Raw genomic sequence first — 19816 nt, 5'->3', positions numbered from 1 at the left:
ATCGATTGCCATGCAAGTAACCGCAGCATTGACCGAAAGGCAGCAGCGCGTGAAGGACGAGTTCATACGCGTACGAAAGACATGGGGCCCGTCGTGGGAAAGCCTGTTGCGTCTCGACGCGGGCTTTCTCGAGGCTTACCTCGATTTCTCCGCGGTGCCGTGGCGCAAGAATCACCTCGAGGACAAGGTGAAGGAGTTCATCTACATCACCGCCGATGCGGCGGCGACGCATCTGTATGCGCCTGGTATCCAGCAGCATCTGCAAATGGCGCTCAAGTTCGGCGCGACGCGCGAGGAGCTCGTCGAGGTGCTCGAGCTCATTAGCACGATCGGCATTCATGCGTGCAATGTCGGTGTGCCGCTTTTGCTCGAGGTGCTCGAGGAAGAGGGCCAACGCGAAGGACGGCCGCCGCTCGATGCGCGGCAGCAGGCGCTTAAAGCCGGCTTCGAGAAGAATCGCGGGTACTGGCATCCGTCGTGGGACGGACTGCTAGAACTCGATCCCGATCTCTTCGAAGCGTACCTCGAGTTTTCGTCGGTGCCGTGGCGTACCGGCGTGCTGAGCCCGAAGGTGAAGGAGCTGATCTATTGCGCGTTCGACGCGTCGGCCACGCATCTGTATCAGCCGGGGCTCAAGCTGCATATGCGCAATGCGGTTCGCTACGGCGCGACCGCTGGCGAGATCATGGAAGTGCTCGAGATCGTCAGCGCGATCGGCATCCACGGCGCGGCGGTCGCTGCGCCGATGCTCGAAGAGGCGCTTGCTGCTCACGCGGCCATGTGAGCGAGGTACGGCGCAGCAGCGTCGTCGGGCACTCAGCGCGGCGCGCGACGGAGTCTGCAGGCATAGTGCGCCGCGGCCGTGCACGGTTTCGCATCCGGTATGATGTGCAACAAAATCTATTGTCGGACAGGCATACAACGGACGGGATGAACCATGTCAGCAGAAATTGGGGTGATACGGCCGGAAACGCTGCGCCATCAGGTCGAAAACGTGCTGCGGCAGGCGATCATGACGGGACGTTTCGCGCCGGGCGCGCGTCTCGTCGAACGCGAACTATGCGAAACGCTCGGCGTGAGCCGCACCTCGGTGCGCGAAGCGCTGCGCAAGCTCGAAGCCGAGAAGCTCGTGCGCAGCGTGCCGCACAAGGGGCCGATGGTCGCGGTGATGACGAAGCAGGAGGCGAGCGAACTGTACGCGCTGCGTGCGCTGCTCGAAGGCTTTGCCGCGCACGAATTCGCACGGCTTGCCGACGATAGCGCGATCGCGCGTTTCGGCGAAGTCGCGAGGGAACTGCGTGCCGAAGCAACCGCGCGCAACCAGGCCGGCGTGCTGCGCGCGAAGACGGCGCTGTACGACGTGCTGCTCGACAATTGCGGCAATTCGCTGATCAAGGAATTTCTCACGAGCCTTTATTCGCGCGTCAATCTGTTGCGCGCGACGTCGCTCATGCATCCGGAGCGCCTGCCCGCGAGCCTGCGTGAAATCGACAGGCTTTATAAAGCATTGAAAGCGCGCGACGGCGAAGCGGCGCAACAGGCCGCGCGCATCCACGTGCAGAACGCGGAGAAGGCGGCGATGCGGATGCTCGACGAGCAGCAACCGGACGAGACGTAACGGCACGGCGCGCTCGCGGACTATCGCGGCACCGCATCGAGCCGCACGATCCAGTCCTGCGTGTCCTTGCCGGGCGACGGATAACGCCGCAGTACATCGGGATCGTGCCCGGGCACGACATGCTGCGGCGAATCGGCCAGTGCGTGCACGATCCGGTATCCCTCGAGCATGTCGCCGATGTTGTACACGGCCGGAAACGGCCGCTCCTGCTCCATATTCGCGTACAGGTGCGACGCATCGGAGGCGAGCACGACCCAGCCGCGTTCGGTATGCACACGCGCGACCTGCAGGCCGTTCGTATGGCCACCCACGAGATGCACGGACAGTCCCGGCGCAAGCTGCGATGTGCCATCGTGAAACTGCACACGGCCGTCGAATACGCGGCCGACCATCGTTTTCACATCGTCGGGATTGAACGGATGCCTGAGTTCGCGATGGCACATGCAGCGGCCCGTGCAATAGGCCATTTCGCGGTCCTGCATGTGGTAACGCGCTTTCGGAAACAGCTCGCGGTTTCCTGCGTGGTCGTAATGCATATGCGTGACGATCACGTCCTCGACGGAATCGGCGCGAATGCCGATTGCCTGCAAGCCCTCTTCGACGCGATGCGTGGTCGTGCGGCCGCGCCGCTTGCCGACTTCCGGGTCGAACCCGGTATCGACGAGCCATGTGCGGCTTTCGCCGACCACGGCCCAGACGAAATAGTCGAGCGGCATCGATACGTCATGCGGATCGCCGCCTATGAAGTTGGCGCTTGCGGGGCGGTCGTGGTGCGCGTATTTGATCGCGTAGATCTTGTAGTTTTCGAGCGGTGAAGTCATCGAGCGTCTCCTTTCCCGAATAACTTTCCCGTGAAAATTTCACGAGAACTGATAGCGCTATCATAGCAAACGCGTGGCCAGTCTGCTGCCCGCCGATGCGCCGTACCGGTGGGATACAATTCGCCATCGTTTCGAAAGACCGGATGCAGAACAGTGAAAAAGCGCGCAGGCACCGCTGCTGGCGGGAACTCACGGTTGAGCGAGAACAGAACGCGCAGCGGCGGCGGCGCCGTGCGCATGGCCGACGTCGCGAAGGCGGCGAACGTATCGTTGATGACCGTCTCGCGCGCATTGAACGAGCCGGCCAAACTGTCGGAAGAAACGCGCAAGCACGTGCTCGATACGATTCGCAAGATCGGCTATGTGCCGAATTCGATTGCGTCGAATCTCGCATCGAACCGTTCCAACGTAGTCGGCCAGATCGTACCCAGCATCCAGAATTCGCTGTATTCGCACACCATGAAAGGCGCCGCCGATGTGCTGCGCGCGGCCGGCATGCATCTGCTGATTGCCGATAGCGGCTATTCGCTCGACGAAGAAGAAGCGTTGATCGGTGCATTCGTCGCGCAACGCGTATGCGGGCTGCTGTTGCACAACACCGCGCATACGCCGCGTGCGACGCAGCTCGCGCGCCAGGCCGGCATTCCGGTCATCGAAACGGGCGACCTCGTGCGCAATCCGCTCGACGTCGTGATCAGCTATTCGAACTTCAATGCGGCGAAAGAGATGGCGCTTTATCTCGCCGCGCGCGGCTACAAATCGATCGGTTTCGTCAGCGTGCCGATGCGCAATAACCCACGCTCGAAGGAGCGTCTGAAAGGTTACTATGCGGCGCTTGCGTCGCTTGGCCGCGAGCGCAATGCCGCGCTCGTGCAGGAAGCGGAGCCCGGTTTGACCGCGGGTGCGCATGCGATGATCGATATGATGCAGCGCGCGCCGGAAGTCGACGCGATTTTCTTTGCCGGCGACGTGCTCGCCGTCGGCGCGCTGTTCGAAGCGCAGCGGCGCGGCTGGAAGGTGCCCGAACGGATCGCGATCGCGGGCTTCGACGATCTCGACATACTGCGGCATACGGTGCCGAGGCTTACCTGCCTGAATCTCCCGCGCCTCGAAATCGGCCGGCGCAGCGCCGAGTGTCTGTTGCAGCGGCTACGCGGCGACGCGGACGCGGCGCCCACGCGGCTCGATCTCGGCTTCGAAATCATTCAACGCGAAAGCACCTGAGAAGGCAGCGTTCCGGCGCCTCGCATTCACCGCTTCACATTCACCGCTTCACATCCATCGCTTCACATCCAAGTTTGGCATTGCGTTAAGTTAGCGCTATCATAAAACTACGCCTTCCACGCTGCGGAGGGCATCGCCGACAGGAACTGCCGATGAAAGGGAAGACTGCGCTCGTGACGGGCTCGTCGCATGGACTGGGTTTCGCGATGGCGGATGCGCTGGCCGGCGCGGGATGCGATGTACTGCTGCACGGGGTTGAATCGCAGGCCGACGTGCAGCCCGCGTGCGCCGCCTTCGAAGCGCGCCATCACGTTGCACCGCACTACATTCAGGCGGATCTGTCGCAACCGGAAGCGGTCGAACGGCTTGTCGACGAAACGATCGGGCGGACCGGTTCGCTCGACATTCTTGTCAATAATGCGGTGGTGCGGCACTTCGCGCCGATCGAAGCATTCCCGGCCGACAAGTGGGATCAGGCACTCGCGGTGAATCTGAGTGCGGCATTTCATGCAGTGCGCCTCGCGTTGCCGCGCATGCGCGAACGCGGCTGGGGACGCATTTTCAACATGACATCCGTGTACGGCATGCGCGGCACGGCAAACCGCGTCGATTACGTGACGACCAAATCGGCGCTGCTCGGTCTCACGCGTGCGGTGGCCGCCGAGACGGTCGGCACCGGCATCACGTGCAATGCGATCTGTCCGGGGGCGGTCCATACGCCGACCAGCGAAAAGCGCATCGTCGCGCTGATGAACGAAACCGGGCTCGCGCGCGAGCCTGCGGTTCGCGAATTCCTACGCGGCAAGCAGCCTGGCGGCGAGTTTGTCGATGCGGCGCACGTCGCGCAACTCGTGGTCTTTTTGTGCAGCGATGCGGCACGCGATATCACGGGCGCGATGTTGCCTGTCGAAGGCGGTTGGCTTGCTACATGAGCCGCGACGCACTTTTCATTCATATCGAAGGAGCAGCAGATGCTTGAGAACAAGCTGATCGGTTTTATCGGTGTCGGCGTGATGGGCAGGCCGATGGCACGACGTCTGATCGAGCAGGGGCACTCGCTCGTCATCTACGACAAGGATGCAAATGCGCTTGCCGAACTGCAGAAGCTCGGCGCGCAAGTGGCCGGCAGCGTGTGCGAGGTGGCGGACAGCGCGGGCGTGATCTTCACGAGCTTGCCGACGCCCGCAGTCTTTCGCGACGTCGCGGTCGGCGCGCAAGGCATTGTGCATGGCAAGGCGGTCAAAATACTGATCGATCTGTCGACGGTCGGCTCGACCACGGAAAAGGAAGTCGCAGCCGCGCTGCGTGACAAAGGCATCGAGACGATCGATGCACCGGTGAGCGGCGGCGCAGCCGGCGCGCAGAAGGGCACGCTCGCGGTGATGATTGCCGGCAAGCCCGAGGTGGTCTCTCAGGTGCGCGAGTTGTTTGATGTATTCGGTAAAACCTTTAACGTCGGTAGCGAGCCGGGGCAAGGGCAGCTAATGAAGCTGCTCAACAATATGCTCTCGTCGACTGCCTTTGCGATCACGTCGGAAGCGTTTGTCGCCGGTGTCAAAGGCGGGCTCGATCCGGAAACGATGATGGCCGTCATCAATGCGGGCAGCGGCAAGAACGGCGCGACCCAGGACAAGTTTCCCAAGCAGGTGCTGCCGCGCACGTTCGATTTCGGTTTCCCGATCGGGAGCGTGTGCAAGGACATCGGTCTCGCGGTCGATGAATGCGAGGCACTTGGCGTGCCGATGTGGGTGGGCAGCACGGTGCGGCAACTATGGAATTTCGCGGCACGGCAGGATGGCGCAAAGCGGGACATGACGGAACTCGTTCGGTATATCGAAGACTGGTCCGGTCACTCGAATCCAGGCGCTGGTACAAAAAGATAACCGGATGCGCGCTTCACGCGCGCAACGAATGCAACCAGCGTTCCATTGAAAAGCGCGCCGTCGCTGACGCCGCGCTCGGCAGTTCACGGCGTGCGCCCGATGTCAGCTCGCTCGGGCTATAGCCGAATTGCTCGCGAAACGCGCGGCCGATGAAAATCAGTCATCGTTAGGCCATCACGAGGAGACAGGCATCCCGCAAGCTCAGGTTATCCGCGCTATCGCATACGTCGACGGCGTCGGTGGCGTTCGCGGGCGGGCAGGCGTTCGATGTCGCCGGTGCGCCGATTGCGCGCGATGCGGCGCTCGTCGGTGCCGGCATCAACGCGGCGCTGACGGCGAAGCCGGGTCCTGGTGTTTCGTACTCGGGGCAGTTGGTCGGGCGCACCGAGGATCATTCCTCTATCGCGAATCTCGATTATTGGTTTTGAGCACGCAGTAGCGAGTAGTTGAAGGCAGGGAAGGGGCGCACGGGTCAGGCCGCGGCGCCTCTTTTTTACGGGTGCTGGGGAAGGCGAAAGAGGACTAGTCGGCATGCGTCTCTATCTGGATGATGCGATGCTTGCTTCAACGTATCGCGTCAAGTAACGCACTGGAGAGTCGCCAAGCAATTGCCGGAACGCCAGGGAAAATGCACACGCTAGTGAATGAGATTGATCGGCCTGATGCGGTGGTTGTCTGTGGCAGTGGTCAGTTCGTGACGGCGTGGGAGCAGCAAATTGGCCACACTTTCCCAGATACCGTCATCCTCGACCAGCAGCATCAGCAACGTGGTCACTTCGTCGACGCAATGTAGGGCTCTCAGCACGTGAACGGGAGTGCGGCTATCGGCTCAGTTGCTGTACAAGACCTTGCGGCAAACGGGTAACGCTAGAGCTCTGACCAACCGCTCTGACTACTCGCACACGCGTTCCCGCATCCACTTCGTCATGATCCACTTCTCGCCGCTCGTCACGGGCGCGCCGCCGTGCAGCGTCATCGGATCGAGCTGCCCGCGTCCATTCTTATATCGGAAGTACACGGCGCCGCCGCGGCGCGCGGTGACAGCCGCGCACGCTTGCGGAAAGATCGTTGCGCCGCCGCCCTCGACATCGTTGAGGTACACGATAAGCGTCGCGACGCGTTGACCTCCGCGCGACGTGTGGACCGTGCTGCCTTCCTGATCGGGTGGAAAGTAGTCGAAGTGCGGCCGATACTCGCCGCCCGCCGCGTAATGCAGCACCTGCAAACCTTCGCCGCGGTCGATGGGCCAGTTCATCAACGCGGCGATGCGACGGTCAATCCGTTCGATCAGCGCATCTTCGCAGCGCGGGAACCAGCAGCCTTCGCTTGTGCGCATCTCGATCACGTCTTCGCTGCCGTTGTCGGGATTTACCGTCGTCGAGCGCTTCAGGCGGTGTCTTGAACGCTCGATCAGGTCCTCGCACTCGTCGCCCGATAACACATCGTCTAACACGATGATCTGCGGACGCGCGATGCGGATCAGCACCGATATGTCCCGGTCGTACGCACGTATGCAATTGCCTTCTGCGACGGGGCATGCATCGTACTCGTATGGACTGGCATCATTGACAGTAGTGTCGACGAACGCCGTGTGCTCACCATTGCGCGCCGTAACGGCACTTCGCACGAGGTCGCGAGCCATCGAAACGTCGATGCCCGCATGCACCATCGCCTCGACGATCGATTCGTGCGTGCATCCGCGGTTCAGATTGGTCGCCAGCCATTCGTTCCATAGGCCATTGATCGCTTCCATTGGCGCCTCCGTCTGGTTGTCAGTCTGACTTTTGGCAATAAAGCATAGTCGATTCACAACTTGATTTAATAGATCCTGTAAACAGGATTTGACTTCATTAAACATTAATTAACCCGTCATCGGCGATTGATTTACGGTGAATACGGGTACCGTCGGCTGGATAACCGGCGAATGCTCCCGCAGGACGCTTCGCCATACGGAATAAGACTTTGAGGGGTGCCGAAGGCTAGTCAACCTTGGTCGCGAATGTTTGAAATTTTATTCACCTTTCCAAACGTGAATTAAATGGAAAGCGGCTTTTTAGATTTATTGGTTAACTCTTGATTGATCGATTTTAATGACCTATCTATTAGCAGAGACGTGTCGTGGTGAATAACAGGTTGGGTCAGCAGTTGCGTCGCATGTCTTGTTTTGCATCGTGGCTGTCGGTCGCAGTGCCGAAATGCGTCAGGAGATCTTATGAAGATCAAGAAGAACGGGGCTTGTGTGTCAGCACTCGTTGCGTTGTTGCTCGCAACTCGTTCAATTGGCGCGCTGGCCGACGAGTGGAAAGAAGGCTCGACCTATACCGCCGGTACCACGGTCACGTATAACGGCCACTCGTATCAGGCGCTGCAAACGCATACCGCGTACGCGGGCGCAGGCTGGACGCCGTCCAGTTCGCCGACGCTGTGGCGCGATCTCGGAACGGCTGGCGGTACGCCTTCGCCGGCACCGGCACCGGCACCGGCACCGGCACCTTCGCCTGCCCCTACACCGTCACCCGCCCCAGCGCCCGCACCGACACCGGTGCCTGCACCATCACCGACGCCCTCGGGTGCGGGATGTTATGCCGAATGGTCCGCGACTCAAGCGTACGCAAATGCGGGCTCATTGGTGACTTACAACGGACATAACTACAAGAACAAGTGGTGGACGCAAGGCGACAATCCGGCGCAGTCCGGTAGTTGGGGGGTATGGCAGGATCTGGGCGCATGTGCCGGCGGCCCATCACCGACACCAACGCCGACACCAACGCCGACACCAACGCCGACACCAACGCCGACGCCGACGCCGACGCCAACGCCAACGCCAACGCCAACGCCAACGCCAGCGCCAGCGCCAGCGCCAGCGCCAGCGCCAGCGCCAGCGCCAGCGCCAACGCCAACGCCAACGCCAACGCCAACGCCAGCGCCAGCGCCAACGCCAACGCCGACACCAACGCCAACGCCAACGCCAGCGCCAGCGCCAGCGCCAGCGCCAACGCCAGCGCCAGCGCCAGCGCCAACACCAGCGCCAGCACCCTCGCCTTCCTCGAGCGCACACGAGATAGGCGGCTACTTCGCGCAATGGGGCATCTACGACCGCAACTTCAAGGTGAAGGACATCGACACTTCCGGTCAGGCGAAGCAGTTGACTTTCATCAACTACGCGTTCGGCAACATCTATGCGAAGAACGGCGGCTATGAATGCGGCATCGTCAACAAGGCCGAACCAGGCGCGACGAATCCGAACGCGCCCGACGCGGGCACCGGCGGCGACGCGTGGGCCGACTATCAGAAGGGCTTTTCGGCTAACGAAGCGGTAAACGGAACATCGGACCCGTGGCAATACGCGTGGGACGATCCGCGTAACGGCAAGGCCGGTCCGCTCAAAGGCAACTTCAATCAGTTGAAGCAGCTGAAAACGAAGTACCCGAACCTGAAGATCATGATTTCGCTCGGCGGCTGGACCTGGTCGAAGTGGTTTGGTCGTGCCGCATCGACCGATGCGGGTCGCAAGCAACTGGTAGCGTCGTGCATCGACGTTTATATCAAAGGCAATCTGCCGTTCGATGCGGGTTCCAATGCCGGCGGAGACGGTGTGGCAGACGGCGTGTTCGACGGCATCGATATCGACTGGGAGTTTCCGGGTGGGGGCGGCCAACCCTATAACATCGTTGACCAGAACGATAAGCAAAACTACACGCTGCTGCTAGCAGAGTTTCGCAAGCAGCTCGATGCGATCGGCGCGCAAAAGGGCAAGCGATATCTGCTCACCGTTGCCATCGGCTCGGGTGGAGACAAGATCGCCAATACAGATCCCGCCCAGTACAGCAAATCGCTCGACTGGATCAACGTGATGTCCTACGACTTCCACGGCGGATGGGAGTCGGCCGGCCCCACTGATTTTCAATCGAATCTCTATAAAGACCCCGAGAGCCCGAATGTGAAGACCGAAAACGGCGCGACCTATAACGTCGACGCTGCGGTCAAAGGCCTGCTCGAAAAAGGTGTGCCGCCGTCGAAAATCGTCGTCGGCATTCCGTTCTACGGCCGCGGCTGGACCGGCGTGACCGGCGGGCCGAAAGGCGACGGGCTCTACCAGAAGGCCACCCGGCCGGCGCCCGGCAAGTACGAGGAAGGCATACAGGATTACCGCATATTGAAGAGTGCGCCCGGTACCGTGTACGAGCATCCGGTCGCCAAGCAATCGTGGAAGTTCGACGGCACGACGTTCTGGTCTTACGACACACCGGCAACCGTCCGCACGAAAGTGAATTACGCGAAGCAGCAGAACCTGCGCGGCGTGTTTTCCTGGGAGCTGGACGGCGATACGTCCGACGCGGAGCTGACGAAAATTCTCGGTGAAGTGAACAAGTGACATGGGCCAACGTTTGAAAAGAGGCATGGCCGTCGTTGCGCGGGCGCGCGGCAGGCAATCGTTGCGAGCGCAACCACGCGCGCGCCGTCGGCAGGGTTTTACCTTGCTCGAACTGCTCGTGGTGCTGCTCATCATTGCATTGCTCGCCGGCTATGTCGGCCCGAAGCTGTTCGGCGAAGTCGGCAAGGCGCGCAGCAAAACCGCGGCCTCGCAAATGAAGGGAATCGGCAGCGCACTCGATCGCTACCGCCTCGATACGGGCCACTATCCGGCGGGCGACGCCGGTCTGGCGGCACTGATGACGAACCAGGGCAACACGCCAGGCTGGGATGGTCCCTACATGAGCAGCGCGATTCCGAACGATCCATGGGGAAAACCGTACAACTACCGGGTCCCCGGAGAAAACGGAAAAGACTACGACCTCTTTACTTACGGCGCGGACGGCAAGCCGGGCGGCACGGGCGAGGACGCAGACATCTTTGCGAAGTAGAACGGTCCTGATCGGCGGTCGTCATGCGCTACCGGGTGATAGTCAAGAGCGAGAGCGGCGAACAGGAATTCGAATTGCCGGGCGATGACGAGGCCCAGATACGCCGAACCGTTGCGCAGATGGGCATGTCGGTCGTCGGCGTCGCACCGGTGGAAAAGCGCACGTTCGCGTGGTCGTTTCGCAAACAGGTGTTCGAACGCTCGCTTTTTACGCAAGAACTGATCGCACTACTGGAAGCGGGACTGAGCCTCGTGGAAACGGTCGAAACCCTACGCGACAAGAGCAAGGAAGGCATCAACCGCACGGTGCTGCAGACCATCGTCAATGCACTGTACGAAGGCTTGCCGCTCTCGAAGGCGCTCGAACGGCAGCCCGGCGAATTTCCCGCCCTGTATGTGGCGACGGTCGCATCGGCTGAGCGAACCGGGCATCTTGCCGAGGCGCTCAAACGCTACCACCACTACGATGCGCGGCTCGACGTCGTGCGCAAGAAGGTTGTGTCCGCCATGGTGTATCCGTCGATCGTCATCGCAACGGGGACATTGATCATCGTGTTCCTGGCGTTCTATGTGATTCCGAAGTTCAGCCAGGTATTCGCGTCGATGAAAGACATTCCGCTGTCCGCGAAAGTCATGCTGTGGTGGGGAGACCTCGTTCACGCACACGGCGCCGTATTGCTCGTCTGCTTCGCGCTGGGCATCGCGGCGCTCGGCTGGTCGCTTCGCAACGGCAGGATCAGGGCGAAGATCATGAATGGGCTGTTCCGCTTCCGGCGGCTTGCGGCCTATCAGCGGCTTTTTGCACTGACACGCTTTTACCGGACGCTCGGTCTGCTGCTGTCGGGCGGCATGTCGGTCGTGGCGTCGATGGAACTCGCGGCGCAGTTGCTGCCGCGTCAAATGCAGGCGGCGCTCGCGCAAGCCGTAGAAGCGATTCGCGCGGGCCAGGCGCTGTCGGCCGCGTTGCCGTCCGCGGAGCTGACGACGCCGGTGGCGGAGCGGCTGATTCGCGTCGGCGAGCAAAGCGGCGAGTTGCCGGCCATGATCACGCGCTCGGCGGAGTTCTGCGACGAAGAGCTCGACCGTGCGATCGACACGTTGATGCGGGTCGTCGAGCCGGTGCTGATGCTTGTGGTGGGCGGCATCGTGGGGGCGGTGATCTTTCTGCTGTATATGCCAATCTTCCAGCTCGCGGGCAGCGTGGGGTGAAATCATGGCGCAGCTAGTCCGTGCTCAACCGTCCAACGCGCCCACGGCCGAAGATGAAGCGCCGGATTCGCGCACCACGCAGGCCCGCTTATGGGATGAGGCCGAGCATGACCCGCCGGTTTATCTGCAGCGCGTGGCGCAGCTGACCGGTCTGCGCGGCCTCGATGCGGAACACCTCGAAGCGATGGAGCCGTGCTTCGATCGGCTGCCGTTTGCGGAAGCTATCTCGCGTAATTGCCTGCTGGCTCGCGAGCGCGACGGACAGCGGCTCTTCGTGCTGTCCGATCCGTTCGACCGCTATCTGCGCGCGTGGGCGATGCAGCGTGTGAAGGCAAGCTTCGCATTCGCGTTTTGCGTGCCCGCAGACCTGCTTGCCTATCTCGCTGTGCATGAGTCCGCGCATCAGGCGCTCACGCAGATCAGCGTCGGCGACGCCGCGAGTGCGACAGCGGACGCAGGCGTGGAGATATCGCTCGCGACGCTCGCAGCCGACGTGCATCCCGTCATCCGTCTCGTGAATTCATCACTATACGATGCGCTGAAAGCGCGTGCGTCCGACATTCATATCGAGAGCACGGCGAGCGGGCTTGTCATCAAATACCGCATCGACGGCGTCTTGCAGACCACGGCATCGACGGCCGGCGTCGACGTTGCCGAACAGGTGCTGTCGCGCCTCAAGGTGATGGCGGATCTCGATATCGGCGAGCGCCGAATTCCTCAGGACGGGCGCTTTCGCGCCATCATCAGCCAGCGCGAGATCGATTTTCGCGTGTCGATCATGCCGTCGATTCACGGCGAAGACGCAGTGTTGCGCGTGCTCGACAAGCAGCGCGGAGACTCGAACAGCACGTCGCTGCGTCTCGACGCGATCGGCCACGAGCCCGATATCGTCGAAGCGCTTCGCGCGGTCGCGCATGAACCCTATGGCCTCATCCTCGTGACCGGGCCGACCGGTTCGGGAAAGTCCACGACGCTGTACGCGACGCTCACTGAAATCAACACGGGCGAAGAGAAGATCATCACGATCGAAGATCCGGTCGAATACGAGTTGCCGGGTGTGCTGCAGATTCCGATCAACGACAAGAAAGGCCTCACGTTCGCGCGTGGGCTCCGTTCGATCTTGCGGCACGACCCGGACAAGATCCTCGTGGGCGAAATACGCGACGGCGAAACGGCGGGCATCGCCGTGCAGGCCGCGTTGACGGGGCACCTCGTGCTCACGTCAGTTCATGCCAATAACGTCTTTTCGGTGCTCGACCGCTTCCTGCATATGGGCGTCGATATGCATAGCTTTGTCGATGCGCTGTTGGGCGCGATGGCGCAGCGGCTCATGCGCAAGAACTGCCCGCATTGCGTCGAGGACGACGCGGCGCCGGACGACGCATTGCTGCACGCATCCGCATTGACGCGCGAACAGATACGCGATTGGCGCTTCCGCAAGGGCGCGGGTTGCGACGCTTGCCGGCGCACCGGCTATCTCGGCAGGCAGCCGATCGGGGAAGTGCTGCGGCTCAACGATCGGATCAAGCAATGCTTTGTCGAACGGCGGCCGATGGTCGAGCTGAAGGAGGCTGCGCAGCAAAGCGGGTTTATCCCGATCAGGCAGGTTGCGCTGCGTGCGGTGGCGGACGGGCGCACCACGCTCGCGGAAGTCAATCGCGTGACGATGATCGAATAGAACATGAGCGACGGAGACCTCGATGGCCCTGTCTTGGAATCGCATCACATCTCGCGTATCGGCGGCGAACTGGACGCGATGGTTGCGTGCGCGGCCGCGGCGCGAAGTGAAATGGTGGAGCCAATCGACGGTATGGCTCGATGGTTATCGCGCATGCCGCTTCGGTGCGTCGGGACAGGTCGAGGCGATTTTTTCGCTGGCGAGCCCGTATGAAATTTCGGCCGCTCTGCCCGCCCTCGATGCATTGCTTCCTGAACCGGAGACGTTCGGCGTGCATCGTTTGCGCCTGCTTGTCGGCGCACCGTTCGTTTGTTACTACGCATTGCCGTGGCGCGCATTGCCGAGGCCCGTCGACTGGCTTCCGCTTGCGCGCATGCAATTCGTGCAGGGCGGAGGCGGCGGCGCGGAAGCATGGCGTTTCAATGTGCAGGACCGTGGATGGGGTCGCGCGCGGCTTGCCGCGGCGGTGCCCGAACTGCTTTGCGAGCATCTTGCGCGCCAGTGCAAGCAGCGCAGGATCAGCCTGCATACGGTGGAACCCGCTTACACGTATGCGGTGTCGCAACACCGCCGGCATATCGCCGACGGCGAAATCGCGGTGGTCGAGCTCGAAGAGATGGAATCGAAGGGGGCCTACATTGCAAACATAGGATTTCGAAGCAACGGGCACTGGAGCGGCTTTGTCACGTTGCCTGCACTGGAGCCGTTCGATCGTGTGTTTCGCGATGCCGCAAGCTTGTGCGATGCGCCGCTGCCCGAGCGGATCTACGTGATCGCGCCCGATACCGTGGACCGCAAGGCAGCCGATGCTTCCCGTACGCACTGGCTGACCGTTCCATGGAGCGTTCCTGTATGAAGACGATCCGGCTCGACATGGCGCGGGCGAATCGCCCTGAAGCGGTGCAGGGCATCGTCGCACTGCTGCTTGCAGTCGGTCTGCTGCTCGTCGCGATCAGATATCTGGACCATCTGAAAAGCAATGGCGAGGCGCTCGACGAACGCGAGACGTCGATAGCCCGGCAGGAGCAGAAGTATCAGGCGATCGGCAAGGCGCATCGGCACCCCGGCAACCCGCATGCCGAACAACTGATGGCGCAGCAGCGCTATGCGGCGGAGCCGGCGCGCGACCTGATCGAAAGAGGATGGAGCCCGAACATCGCGCTGCTCTCGCTCGAGGTCGTGACGACCTCGCGGCAGATCAACCTGACCTTCGAGACGCGTACGGCGCAGGAAGCGCTGTCGTACGCGGACTGGGTCGAGGCACAGCCTGCGACTGAACGAGTGAACGTGGTGCGGCAGACGGAAAAACCGGGGCCGCCGGTCAAGTCGGTCGAGACGACGCTGCAGATCACCTGGCGGGGGAATGCGGGAGAGGCGTCGGCGAGCGCAACCAAAGCCCGTTCCACTGTGACTGTCGGCGCACCGGTGGAGGCGCATCGATGAACCGGCTGCTTTGGGAAGCGAGGCGAATGCAGTGGCGTCTTGCAACGCCCGGCTTGCTCGCGGTCATTCTGATCGGCGTGGTGGTCGCGATCGCGTTGTTCGAGATCGTCCCGACCGCGCGAGATATCGGCACGCGTGAAATTGAACTCGACGCGCGCGCGGCGAAGCTGACCGATGCGCCGCCTCCGACCCCGGATGAAGCCGTCGGTCCGGCGAGCGCGGACCAGCGCTTCTTTGTATTTCTCCATAGCTTCCATGCGATCGCGCTGAAGAACGGCATTTCGATACCGCAGGTCAGCTACGAGCCCGCCAGGGAAGAGGGAGCGCTCAGGCGTTATGCGGTAACCGCGGCATTTACGAGCACCTATCTGCAACTGCGTGGCTTCTTTGGCGACCTTCGACGGCTGCCCGGCGCGCGGTGCCAGCGCGTTGCAGTGACCCGGCCGGACATCGGCGCGACACAGCTCGAGGTACGCATTCAGTGCGCGTTTCTCGTTGAAGGAGCGTCATGAAGGGCGTCGATGTCAGGTCGATGAATATCTCCAGACCGGTGCAAGGCCTGCTCGTGGTGGCCGCCGGTCTGGCCGCATTCGCATACTGGAAGGGACATGAAACGTCTATCTCGACATCGCGCGAGCGTAACGCGCCCGCTATTACGGCCTCAACCACGCGGCCCGCGCGGCCGGCTGCGCGAAGCGGAGCCGCCGTGCCTGCTGCTTCGGACGCTGCGAGTGCTGGAAGTTCAGGAGCTGCCGCCTCGGCAGTGCCGGCGCCCCTCGCATCCGCGGCGCCGACCGTCGATGTGTTTCCGAGCCAGAACTGGTTGCCGCCGCCTCCTGCGGCACCACCCGTATCCGCTGCGCCGCCACCGCCGCCTGAACCGCCGCCGCTGCCGTTCGTCGTTCGCTCGTTGTGGCTCGATCAGCATGGCGCCGTCTATATCGTGCTGAATGCGGCGGGCAAGGATTTCATGTTGTGCACGCAATGCAACAGGACGGGATTTTTGCGCACCGGAGATGTGTTGCTCAACGAGTACCGTATAGAAAGCGTCAGCGACCGCGAGATCAGATTTCTCTATTTGCCTCTCAAGCGCAAGCAGAAGCTGACGTTTGGAGGAGCGCGATGATGCGGCTCGTCCGGTCGATCGTGGCGCTGTTGCTGATCATGCTCGCTGCCTGCGCGGGGGACATGCGCAGGCAGCAGCTCGAGACGCAACTGAGCGCATTGCCGCCGGATCAGGCGCTCGAGTCGTTGGCGCAGCAATCGGCCCAATACCCCGATGACTTGCAGATTCGCAGCGAGTATCTGCAAATGCGCCGCCGCGTGATGGAGGATTACCTGACGCGCGCGACGACTGCCTACTATGCGAACGACCTCGCGCAAGCGCGCGCGTGGGTGCAGAAGGCGCAGCAGGCCGCACCGGGTGATGACAGTGCCGCGCAGATGCTCGAGTGGATCGATACGCAAGGGCCGATCGATTCAGCCGTGCAGTACGCCGAATCGATCCGTGCGGAAAGACCGGACGAAGCGCTTGCGATAGCCAATGACGTGCTCAGGCGGCAACCGAACAATGGTCGCGCCGCGCGCCTGCGCAACGATCTGCTCACACCGCGAGGCCGCGAGCTGACGCCCACCCTGACGCGCGACCTCAGTCAGCCGATCACGGTGCAGTTTCGCGACCAGCCGCTGATCAGCATTTTCGAGCTCGTTTCGAATATCACGGGCCTGAACTTCACCTTCGATCACGACGTCGCGGCCACGGCGCCGACGACGATCTTCGCGACCAATACGCCTGTCAAACAGGTGATGGCGATGGTGCTTCAGGCCAATCAGCTTTCGAGCAAAGTGGTCAACGGCACGTCGCTGCTGATCTATCCGAAGCGGCAGGACAAGGAAAGCGAATACCGCGATCTCGCAGTGCGTACGTTCTATTTGCAGAATGCGCAGGCGCCGCAGGTGCTGGCGGTGCTCAAACAGATGGTGAAGACGCGCGATGCGGTCGTCGACGAGCGCACCAACGCGATCATCATGCGCGATGCGCCGGAGACGATCGCGGTGGCCGAACGCCTTATCGCGGCAATGGATGTGACGCCTGCCGAGGTCGTGATCGAGGCGCAGATCATCGAGGTGTCGTCGACCGACCTCCTGCAACTCGGCATACGGTACCCGGACCGGATCGAGTTCGGCATCCGTCCGACCCCGGACCAGACCGATACGACGACGCTTCCTGCGGGCTTCGTGACGCTCGATGAACTGCATCATCTGAACAGCAGCGATGTGATCGTGAGACTCGGAACCGTCGGCATCGACTGGCTGCAAAGCATGGGCAAGACGAAGACATTGGCCAATCCGCGGATTCGCGTGAGAAACCGCGAGAAGGCGAAAGTGCTGATCGGCGACCGCTTGCCCGTGGTGACGACAACCTTGTCCAGCAATTTCAGCTCCGAGAGCATCAACTATCAGGACGTCGGTCTGACGCTCGAAGTGCAGCCGTCGATCGTCAATTCGCGCGAAGTGCAGGTCAAGCTGAAACTCGAAGTGTCGAATGTCACCGATACGATCACGACGAGCAGCGGCCTCGTCGCGTATCAGATCGGCACGCGAACGGCCGAGACCGTGATGAGCGTCAACAACAACGAAACGCAGATTCTCGCCGGGCTGCTACAGCGCAACGAACGAAGTGGCGGACAGGGAATTCCGGGCCTGAGCCGGATTCCGATACTCGACCGGATTTTCGGCACGAAGGTCGACGACGACAAGCAAACCGAGCTGATCCTGCTCCTGACGCCGCGCATCGTGCGCAATCAATCGATCCCCGCGGGCAATGCGGTCGCGTTCGATTCCGGCACGGAAACCCGGATCACGACCGAAGGCAACGATCTGACCGGCGGTGCGGAGATCAAGGTACCGCCGAAGGGAATGAACACACCGCCGCCGGCGCTCGAACCGCCCGGCGGAAAAAAGCCTTAGGCGGCCTGGAAGCGATCATGCAGCGCGGCTTCACGTTGATCGAGATGCTCGTCACGCTGGCGATCATGGCGGCGCTCGCAATGGTTGCGCTGCCGCTCACGCAGATTGCGGCGCAGCGCGAGAAGGAACAGGAGTTGAGGCGCGATTTGTGGAGGATTCGCGATGCGATCGATGCATACAAGGCGGCGGCGGAAGCCGGAAAGATCGACCGGACCGTGGGCGATAGCGGATATCCGCCGACGCTGAACGTGCTGGTCGACGGTGTGCCGGACAAAACGAGTCCGGCGCACTCGCGGCTGTACTTTCTGCGCCGGATTCCTCGCGATCCGATGTGCGATTGCCCGAGCAGGGCCGATGCGCAGACGTGGGGCAAGCGCAGTTACGCAAGCCCGCCTGACTCGCCGAGCGAAGGCGTGGACGTGTACGACGTGTATTCGTTGTCGGACGAGCAGGGGTTCAACGGGATTCCGTACCGGAAGTGGTGATCGATATGGTCAAGCGTGCGTTCCGCGCTTTTACGCTGATAGAACTGTTAGTCGTGCTGGCCATCATTGCGACGCTGCTGACGATTGTCGTGCCGCAGTTTTTTGGGCAAACGGACAAGGCGAGGGAGACGGTGCTGCGCGAAAACCTCAGCATGATGCGCGATTCGATCGACCGGTTCCGTGCCGACCAGGGGCGGTATCCGGAGACGCTCGATGAACTCGTGACGCGGCGCTACCTGCGGGAAGTGCCGATGGACACGATTACCCAAAGCCGGAGCACGTGGCAGGTGGCGCCGGCGCCCGATGGAAAGCCGGGCGTCTATGACGTGCATAGCGGAGCGAAAGGCAAGGCGAAAGATGGGTCGGATTACGGGAACTGGTGATGAGGTTGCTCGCCGCTCGTCGCGAGGGCGTACGCGTCCGCGCGCTTCGGGTTGCGGCCCCGGTGGCGGCCCCGGTTGCGGCCTTCGTTGCCGGCGGTATGAACGTGGGGTCGTCATGTTGTGGGCGCTGATGTGCGTCGCGCTGATATCGATCTACCTGATGAAGGTCGGCGAGATGTGGGCAACGAACATCGAGCGGGCCAACGAAGACGAGTTGCTGAGAAGGGGCGATGCGATTCGCGGCGCGATCGACAGCTATGTGCGTGCGGAGAGCAACGGCGCTTTTCCACGGAGCTTCGAGGATCTTTTGCATGACCCGCGCGTTTCATACCCGCGCCGGCATCTGCGCGCGATCTATCGCGATCCGATCACGCATGGCGACTGGAAGCTCGTGACGGGACCTAACGGTGAGCTTTATGGCGTCTACAGCAATGCGGATGGTGTGCCGTTGAAGCGTGACGGTTTTTCCGATGCGGATGCGAGCTTTTCGCTGCAGACGAGTTATCAGGAATGGAAGTTCGTGATCTACCCGAGCAATGGAATGGTCAGGCGGTGAGGCAAGTGGTTTGAAGCGCAAGGCTTGGCTTGTCGGGATCGGCGTTAGACCGGCGTTGTGTTCGTGCGTATGGACTTCGGGGCGTGCAGATGGTTTGCGATCGAGTGGAGGCGATATGAAGTCGCGTGTTTATAAAAGGTTCGCATTGTTGCCGACGGTGGCGGTACTCCATGCTGCCGCCGGGTATGCGCAACAGGCGTGGCATGAAGGGGCGACCTACACCGCCGGCACGACTGTGACTTATAACGGGCGCAGCTATCTGGCGCTGCAAACGCATACGGCGTATCCGGGCTCGGGGTGGACGCCGTCGAGTTCGCCGACATTGTGGAGAGATTTGGGAGCGGCTGACGGGACGCCGGCTCCGGCACCGGCACCGGCTCCGGCTCCGGCTCCGGCTCCGGCTCCGGCTCCGGCTCCGACGTCTGGAGGGTGCTACCCAGCTTGGCTAGCCACGCAAGCATACGCAACGCCGGGGACCAGAGTGACCTACAACGGACACAACTACAAAAACAAGTGGTGGACACAAGGCGACAATCCTGCGCAGTCGGGTGCTTGGGGCGTTTGGGAGGATATGGGCGCGTGCTCTGGTGGCTCGACACCAACGCCGACACCAACGCCGACACCAACGCCGACACCAACGCCGACACCAACGCCGACACCAACGCCGACACCAACGCCGACA

The 19816-nt window shown here is 61.9% G+C and carries 21 protein-coding genes; 19 read left to right on the top strand and 2 right to left on the bottom strand.

Annotation, left to right across the window (positions count from 1 at the left end; translation table 11 throughout):
• Positions 1 to 10: 10 nt before the first annotated feature.
• Together QYH69_RS04170 and QYH69_RS04165 are read left to right on the top strand one after the other, a co-directional pair.
• Positions 11 to 784 (top strand): carboxymuconolactone decarboxylase family protein, encoded by a 774-nt coding sequence (locus QYH69_RS04170; protein ID WP_308830655.1) that lies wholly within the window; start codon positions 11 to 13, stop codon positions 782 to 784.
• A gap of 153 nt (positions 785 to 937) precedes the next feature.
• Positions 938 to 1618 (top strand): GntR family transcriptional regulator, encoded by a 681-nt coding sequence (locus QYH69_RS04165; RefSeq protein ID WP_308830654.1) that lies wholly within the window; start codon positions 938 to 940, stop codon positions 1616 to 1618.
• 20 nt (positions 1619 to 1638) lie between these two features.
• On the opposite strand, the gene QYH69_RS04160 is transcribed toward QYH69_RS04165, so the two are convergent.
• A complete protein-coding gene (locus QYH69_RS04160; protein WP_308830653.1) occupies positions 1639 to 2439 on the bottom strand; it encodes an N-acyl homoserine lactonase family protein in 801 nt (266 codons plus the stop codon).
• A gap of 195 nt (positions 2440 to 2634) precedes the next feature.
• Here QYH69_RS04160 and QYH69_RS04155 point away from each other — a divergent pair, with 195 nt between their 5' ends.
• From QYH69_RS04155 to QYH69_RS04140, 4 genes are all read left to right on the top strand, one after another.
• A complete protein-coding gene (locus QYH69_RS04155; protein WP_308830652.1) occupies positions 2635 to 3663 on the top strand; it encodes a LacI family DNA-binding transcriptional regulator in 1029 nt (342 codons plus the stop codon).
• Between the two features lie 152 nt (positions 3664 to 3815).
• Entirely contained in the window at positions 3816 to 4595 is a 780-nt protein-coding gene (locus QYH69_RS04150) for an SDR family oxidoreductase (RefSeq protein WP_308830651.1), read from the top strand.
• Between the two features lie 39 nt (positions 4596 to 4634).
• Entirely contained in the window at positions 4635 to 5546 is a 912-nt protein-coding gene (locus QYH69_RS04145) for an NAD(P)-dependent oxidoreductase (RefSeq protein ID WP_308830650.1), read from the top strand.
• A gap of 239 nt (positions 5547 to 5785) precedes the next feature.
• Positions 5786 to 5974, top strand: a complete 189-nt coding sequence (locus QYH69_RS04140) for a hypothetical protein (protein ID WP_308830649.1) — start codon at positions 5786 to 5788, stop codon at positions 5972 to 5974.
• A gap of 464 nt (positions 5975 to 6438) precedes the next feature.
• On the opposite strand, the gene QYH69_RS04135 is transcribed toward QYH69_RS04140, so the two are convergent.
• The gene (locus tag QYH69_RS04135) at positions 6439 to 7299 is read right to left on the bottom strand and encodes a 2OG-Fe(II) oxygenase (protein WP_308830648.1); all 861 of its coding nucleotides are present in this window, start codon (positions 7297 to 7299) and stop codon (positions 6439 to 6441) included.
• Positions 7300 to 7758: 459 nt separating this feature from the next.
• Here QYH69_RS04135 and QYH69_RS36020 point away from each other — a divergent pair, with 459 nt between their 5' ends.
• From QYH69_RS36020 to QYH69_RS04065, 13 genes are all read left to right on the top strand, one after another.
• Positions 7759 to 9921, top strand: a complete 2163-nt coding sequence (locus QYH69_RS36020; protein ID WP_374992344.1) for a glycosyl hydrolase family 18 protein — start codon at positions 7759 to 7761, stop codon at positions 9919 to 9921.
• Positions 9922 to 9946: 25 nt separating this feature from the next.
• Positions 9947 to 10411 (top strand): type II secretion system major pseudopilin GspG, encoded by a 465-nt coding sequence (gene gspG, locus QYH69_RS04120; protein WP_308830647.1) that lies wholly within the window; start codon positions 9947 to 9949, stop codon positions 10409 to 10411.
• Between the two features lie 23 nt (positions 10412 to 10434).
• Positions 10435 to 11619: a type II secretion system F family protein gene (locus QYH69_RS04115; RefSeq protein ID WP_308830646.1), complete on the top strand. Its 1185-nt coding sequence runs from the start codon at positions 10435 to 10437 to the stop codon at positions 11617 to 11619.
• Positions 11620 to 11623: 4 nt separating this feature from the next.
• Positions 11624 to 13297, top strand: a complete 1674-nt coding sequence (locus QYH69_RS04110) for a GspE/PulE family protein (protein ID WP_308830645.1) — start codon at positions 11624 to 11626, stop codon at positions 13295 to 13297.
• 22 nt (positions 13298 to 13319) lie between these two features.
• Positions 13320 to 14153, top strand: coding sequence for a hypothetical protein (locus tag QYH69_RS04105; RefSeq protein ID WP_308830644.1), 834 nt, complete (start codon positions 13320 to 13322; stop codon positions 14151 to 14153).
• A complete protein-coding gene (locus QYH69_RS04100; RefSeq protein WP_308830643.1) occupies positions 14150 to 14740 on the top strand; it encodes a hypothetical protein in 591 nt (196 codons plus the stop codon). Before QYH69_RS04105 ends, QYH69_RS04100 begins: the two co-directional genes overlap by 4 nt.
• Positions 14737 to 15252, top strand: a complete 516-nt coding sequence (locus tag QYH69_RS04095; protein ID WP_308830642.1) for a hypothetical protein — start codon at positions 14737 to 14739, stop codon at positions 15250 to 15252. The genes QYH69_RS04100 and QYH69_RS04095 overlap by 4 nt, the downstream gene beginning before the upstream one ends.
• Positions 15249 to 15866, top strand: a complete 618-nt coding sequence (locus tag QYH69_RS04090) for a hypothetical protein (RefSeq protein WP_308830641.1) — start codon at positions 15249 to 15251, stop codon at positions 15864 to 15866. The genes QYH69_RS04095 and QYH69_RS04090 overlap by 4 nt, the downstream gene beginning before the upstream one ends.
• Positions 15863 to 17710, top strand: a complete 1848-nt coding sequence (locus tag QYH69_RS04085) for a secretin N-terminal domain-containing protein (protein WP_308830640.1) — start codon at positions 15863 to 15865, stop codon at positions 17708 to 17710. The genes QYH69_RS04090 and QYH69_RS04085 overlap by 4 nt, the downstream gene beginning before the upstream one ends.
• A gap of 17 nt (positions 17711 to 17727) precedes the next feature.
• On the top strand, positions 17728 to 18195 hold the full coding sequence (locus QYH69_RS04080; RefSeq protein ID WP_308830639.1) for a type II secretion system protein: 468 nt from the start codon (positions 17728 to 17730) through the stop codon (positions 18193 to 18195).
• A 5-nt stretch (positions 18196 to 18200) separates the two neighbouring features.
• Complete coding sequence (locus QYH69_RS04075; protein WP_308830638.1) at positions 18201 to 18578, top strand: prepilin-type N-terminal cleavage/methylation domain-containing protein; 378 nt, start codon at positions 18201 to 18203, stop codon at positions 18576 to 18578.
• A 115-nt stretch (positions 18579 to 18693) separates the two neighbouring features.
• Positions 18694 to 19134 (top strand): type II secretion system protein, encoded by a 441-nt coding sequence (locus tag QYH69_RS04070; protein WP_308830637.1) that lies wholly within the window; start codon positions 18694 to 18696, stop codon positions 19132 to 19134.
• Positions 19115 to 19816 (top strand): carbohydrate-binding protein (locus QYH69_RS04065; RefSeq protein ID WP_308830636.1); only part of this gene is annotated, 702 nt, incomplete at its 3' end. The genes QYH69_RS04070 and QYH69_RS04065, both read left to right, overlap by 20 nt.

It is taken from the genome of Paraburkholderia sp. SARCC-3016 (assembly GCF_031119615.1).
Classification (GTDB): Bacteria; Pseudomonadota; Gammaproteobacteria; order Burkholderiales; family Burkholderiaceae; genus Paraburkholderia.
Note: the sequence above shows the minus strand (reverse complement) of the source record. Positions and strands in the feature narration are given on the sequence as shown.

Excerpts from the sequence above, each read along its gene's own strand:
- QYH69_RS04105 (WP_308830644.1), top strand. The coding sequence starts at position 13,320 with ATGGCCCTGTCTTGGAATCGCATCACATCTCGCGTATCGGCGGCGAAC.
- QYH69_RS04090 (WP_308830641.1), top strand. The coding sequence starts at position 15,249 with ATGAAGGGCGTCGATGTCAGGTCGATGAATATCTCCAGACCGGTGCAA.
- QYH69_RS04165 (WP_308830654.1), top strand. The coding sequence starts at position 938 with ATGTCAGCAGAAATTGGGGTGATACGGCCGGAAACGCTGCGCCATCAG.
- QYH69_RS36020 (WP_374992344.1), top strand. The coding sequence starts at position 7,759 with ATGAAGATCAAGAAGAACGGGGCTTGTGTGTCAGCACTCGTTGCGTTG.
- QYH69_RS04135 (WP_308830648.1), bottom strand. The coding sequence starts at position 7,299 with ATGGAAGCGATCAATGGCCTATGGAACGAATGGCTGGCGACCAATCTG.
- QYH69_RS04145 (WP_308830650.1), top strand. The coding sequence starts at position 4,635 with ATGCTTGAGAACAAGCTGATCGGTTTTATCGGTGTCGGCGTGATGGGC.
- QYH69_RS04075 (WP_308830638.1), top strand. The coding sequence starts at position 18,201 with ATGGTCAAGCGTGCGTTCCGCGCTTTTACGCTGATAGAACTGTTAGTC.
- QYH69_RS04100 (WP_308830643.1), top strand. The coding sequence starts at position 14,150 with ATGAAGACGATCCGGCTCGACATGGCGCGGGCGAATCGCCCTGAAGCG.
- QYH69_RS04095 (WP_308830642.1), top strand. The coding sequence starts at position 14,737 with ATGAACCGGCTGCTTTGGGAAGCGAGGCGAATGCAGTGGCGTCTTGCA.
- QYH69_RS04080 (WP_308830639.1), top strand. The coding sequence starts at position 17,728 with ATGCAGCGCGGCTTCACGTTGATCGAGATGCTCGTCACGCTGGCGATC.
- gspG (WP_308830647.1), top strand. The coding sequence starts at position 9,947 with ATGGCCGTCGTTGCGCGGGCGCGCGGCAGGCAATCGTTGCGAGCGCAA.
- QYH69_RS04170 (WP_308830655.1), top strand. The coding sequence starts at position 11 with ATGCAAGTAACCGCAGCATTGACCGAAAGGCAGCAGCGCGTGAAGGAC.
- QYH69_RS04110 (WP_308830645.1), top strand. The coding sequence starts at position 11,624 with ATGGCGCAGCTAGTCCGTGCTCAACCGTCCAACGCGCCCACGGCCGAA.
- QYH69_RS04160 (WP_308830653.1), bottom strand. The coding sequence starts at position 2,439 with ATGACTTCACCGCTCGAAAACTACAAGATCTACGCGATCAAATACGCG.
- QYH69_RS04150 (WP_308830651.1), top strand. The coding sequence starts at position 3,816 with ATGAAAGGGAAGACTGCGCTCGTGACGGGCTCGTCGCATGGACTGGGT.
- QYH69_RS04070 (WP_308830637.1), top strand. The coding sequence starts at position 18,694 with ATGTTGTGGGCGCTGATGTGCGTCGCGCTGATATCGATCTACCTGATG.
- QYH69_RS04085 (WP_308830640.1), top strand. The coding sequence starts at position 15,863 with ATGATGCGGCTCGTCCGGTCGATCGTGGCGCTGTTGCTGATCATGCTC.
- QYH69_RS04115 (WP_308830646.1), top strand. The coding sequence starts at position 10,435 with ATGCGCTACCGGGTGATAGTCAAGAGCGAGAGCGGCGAACAGGAATTC.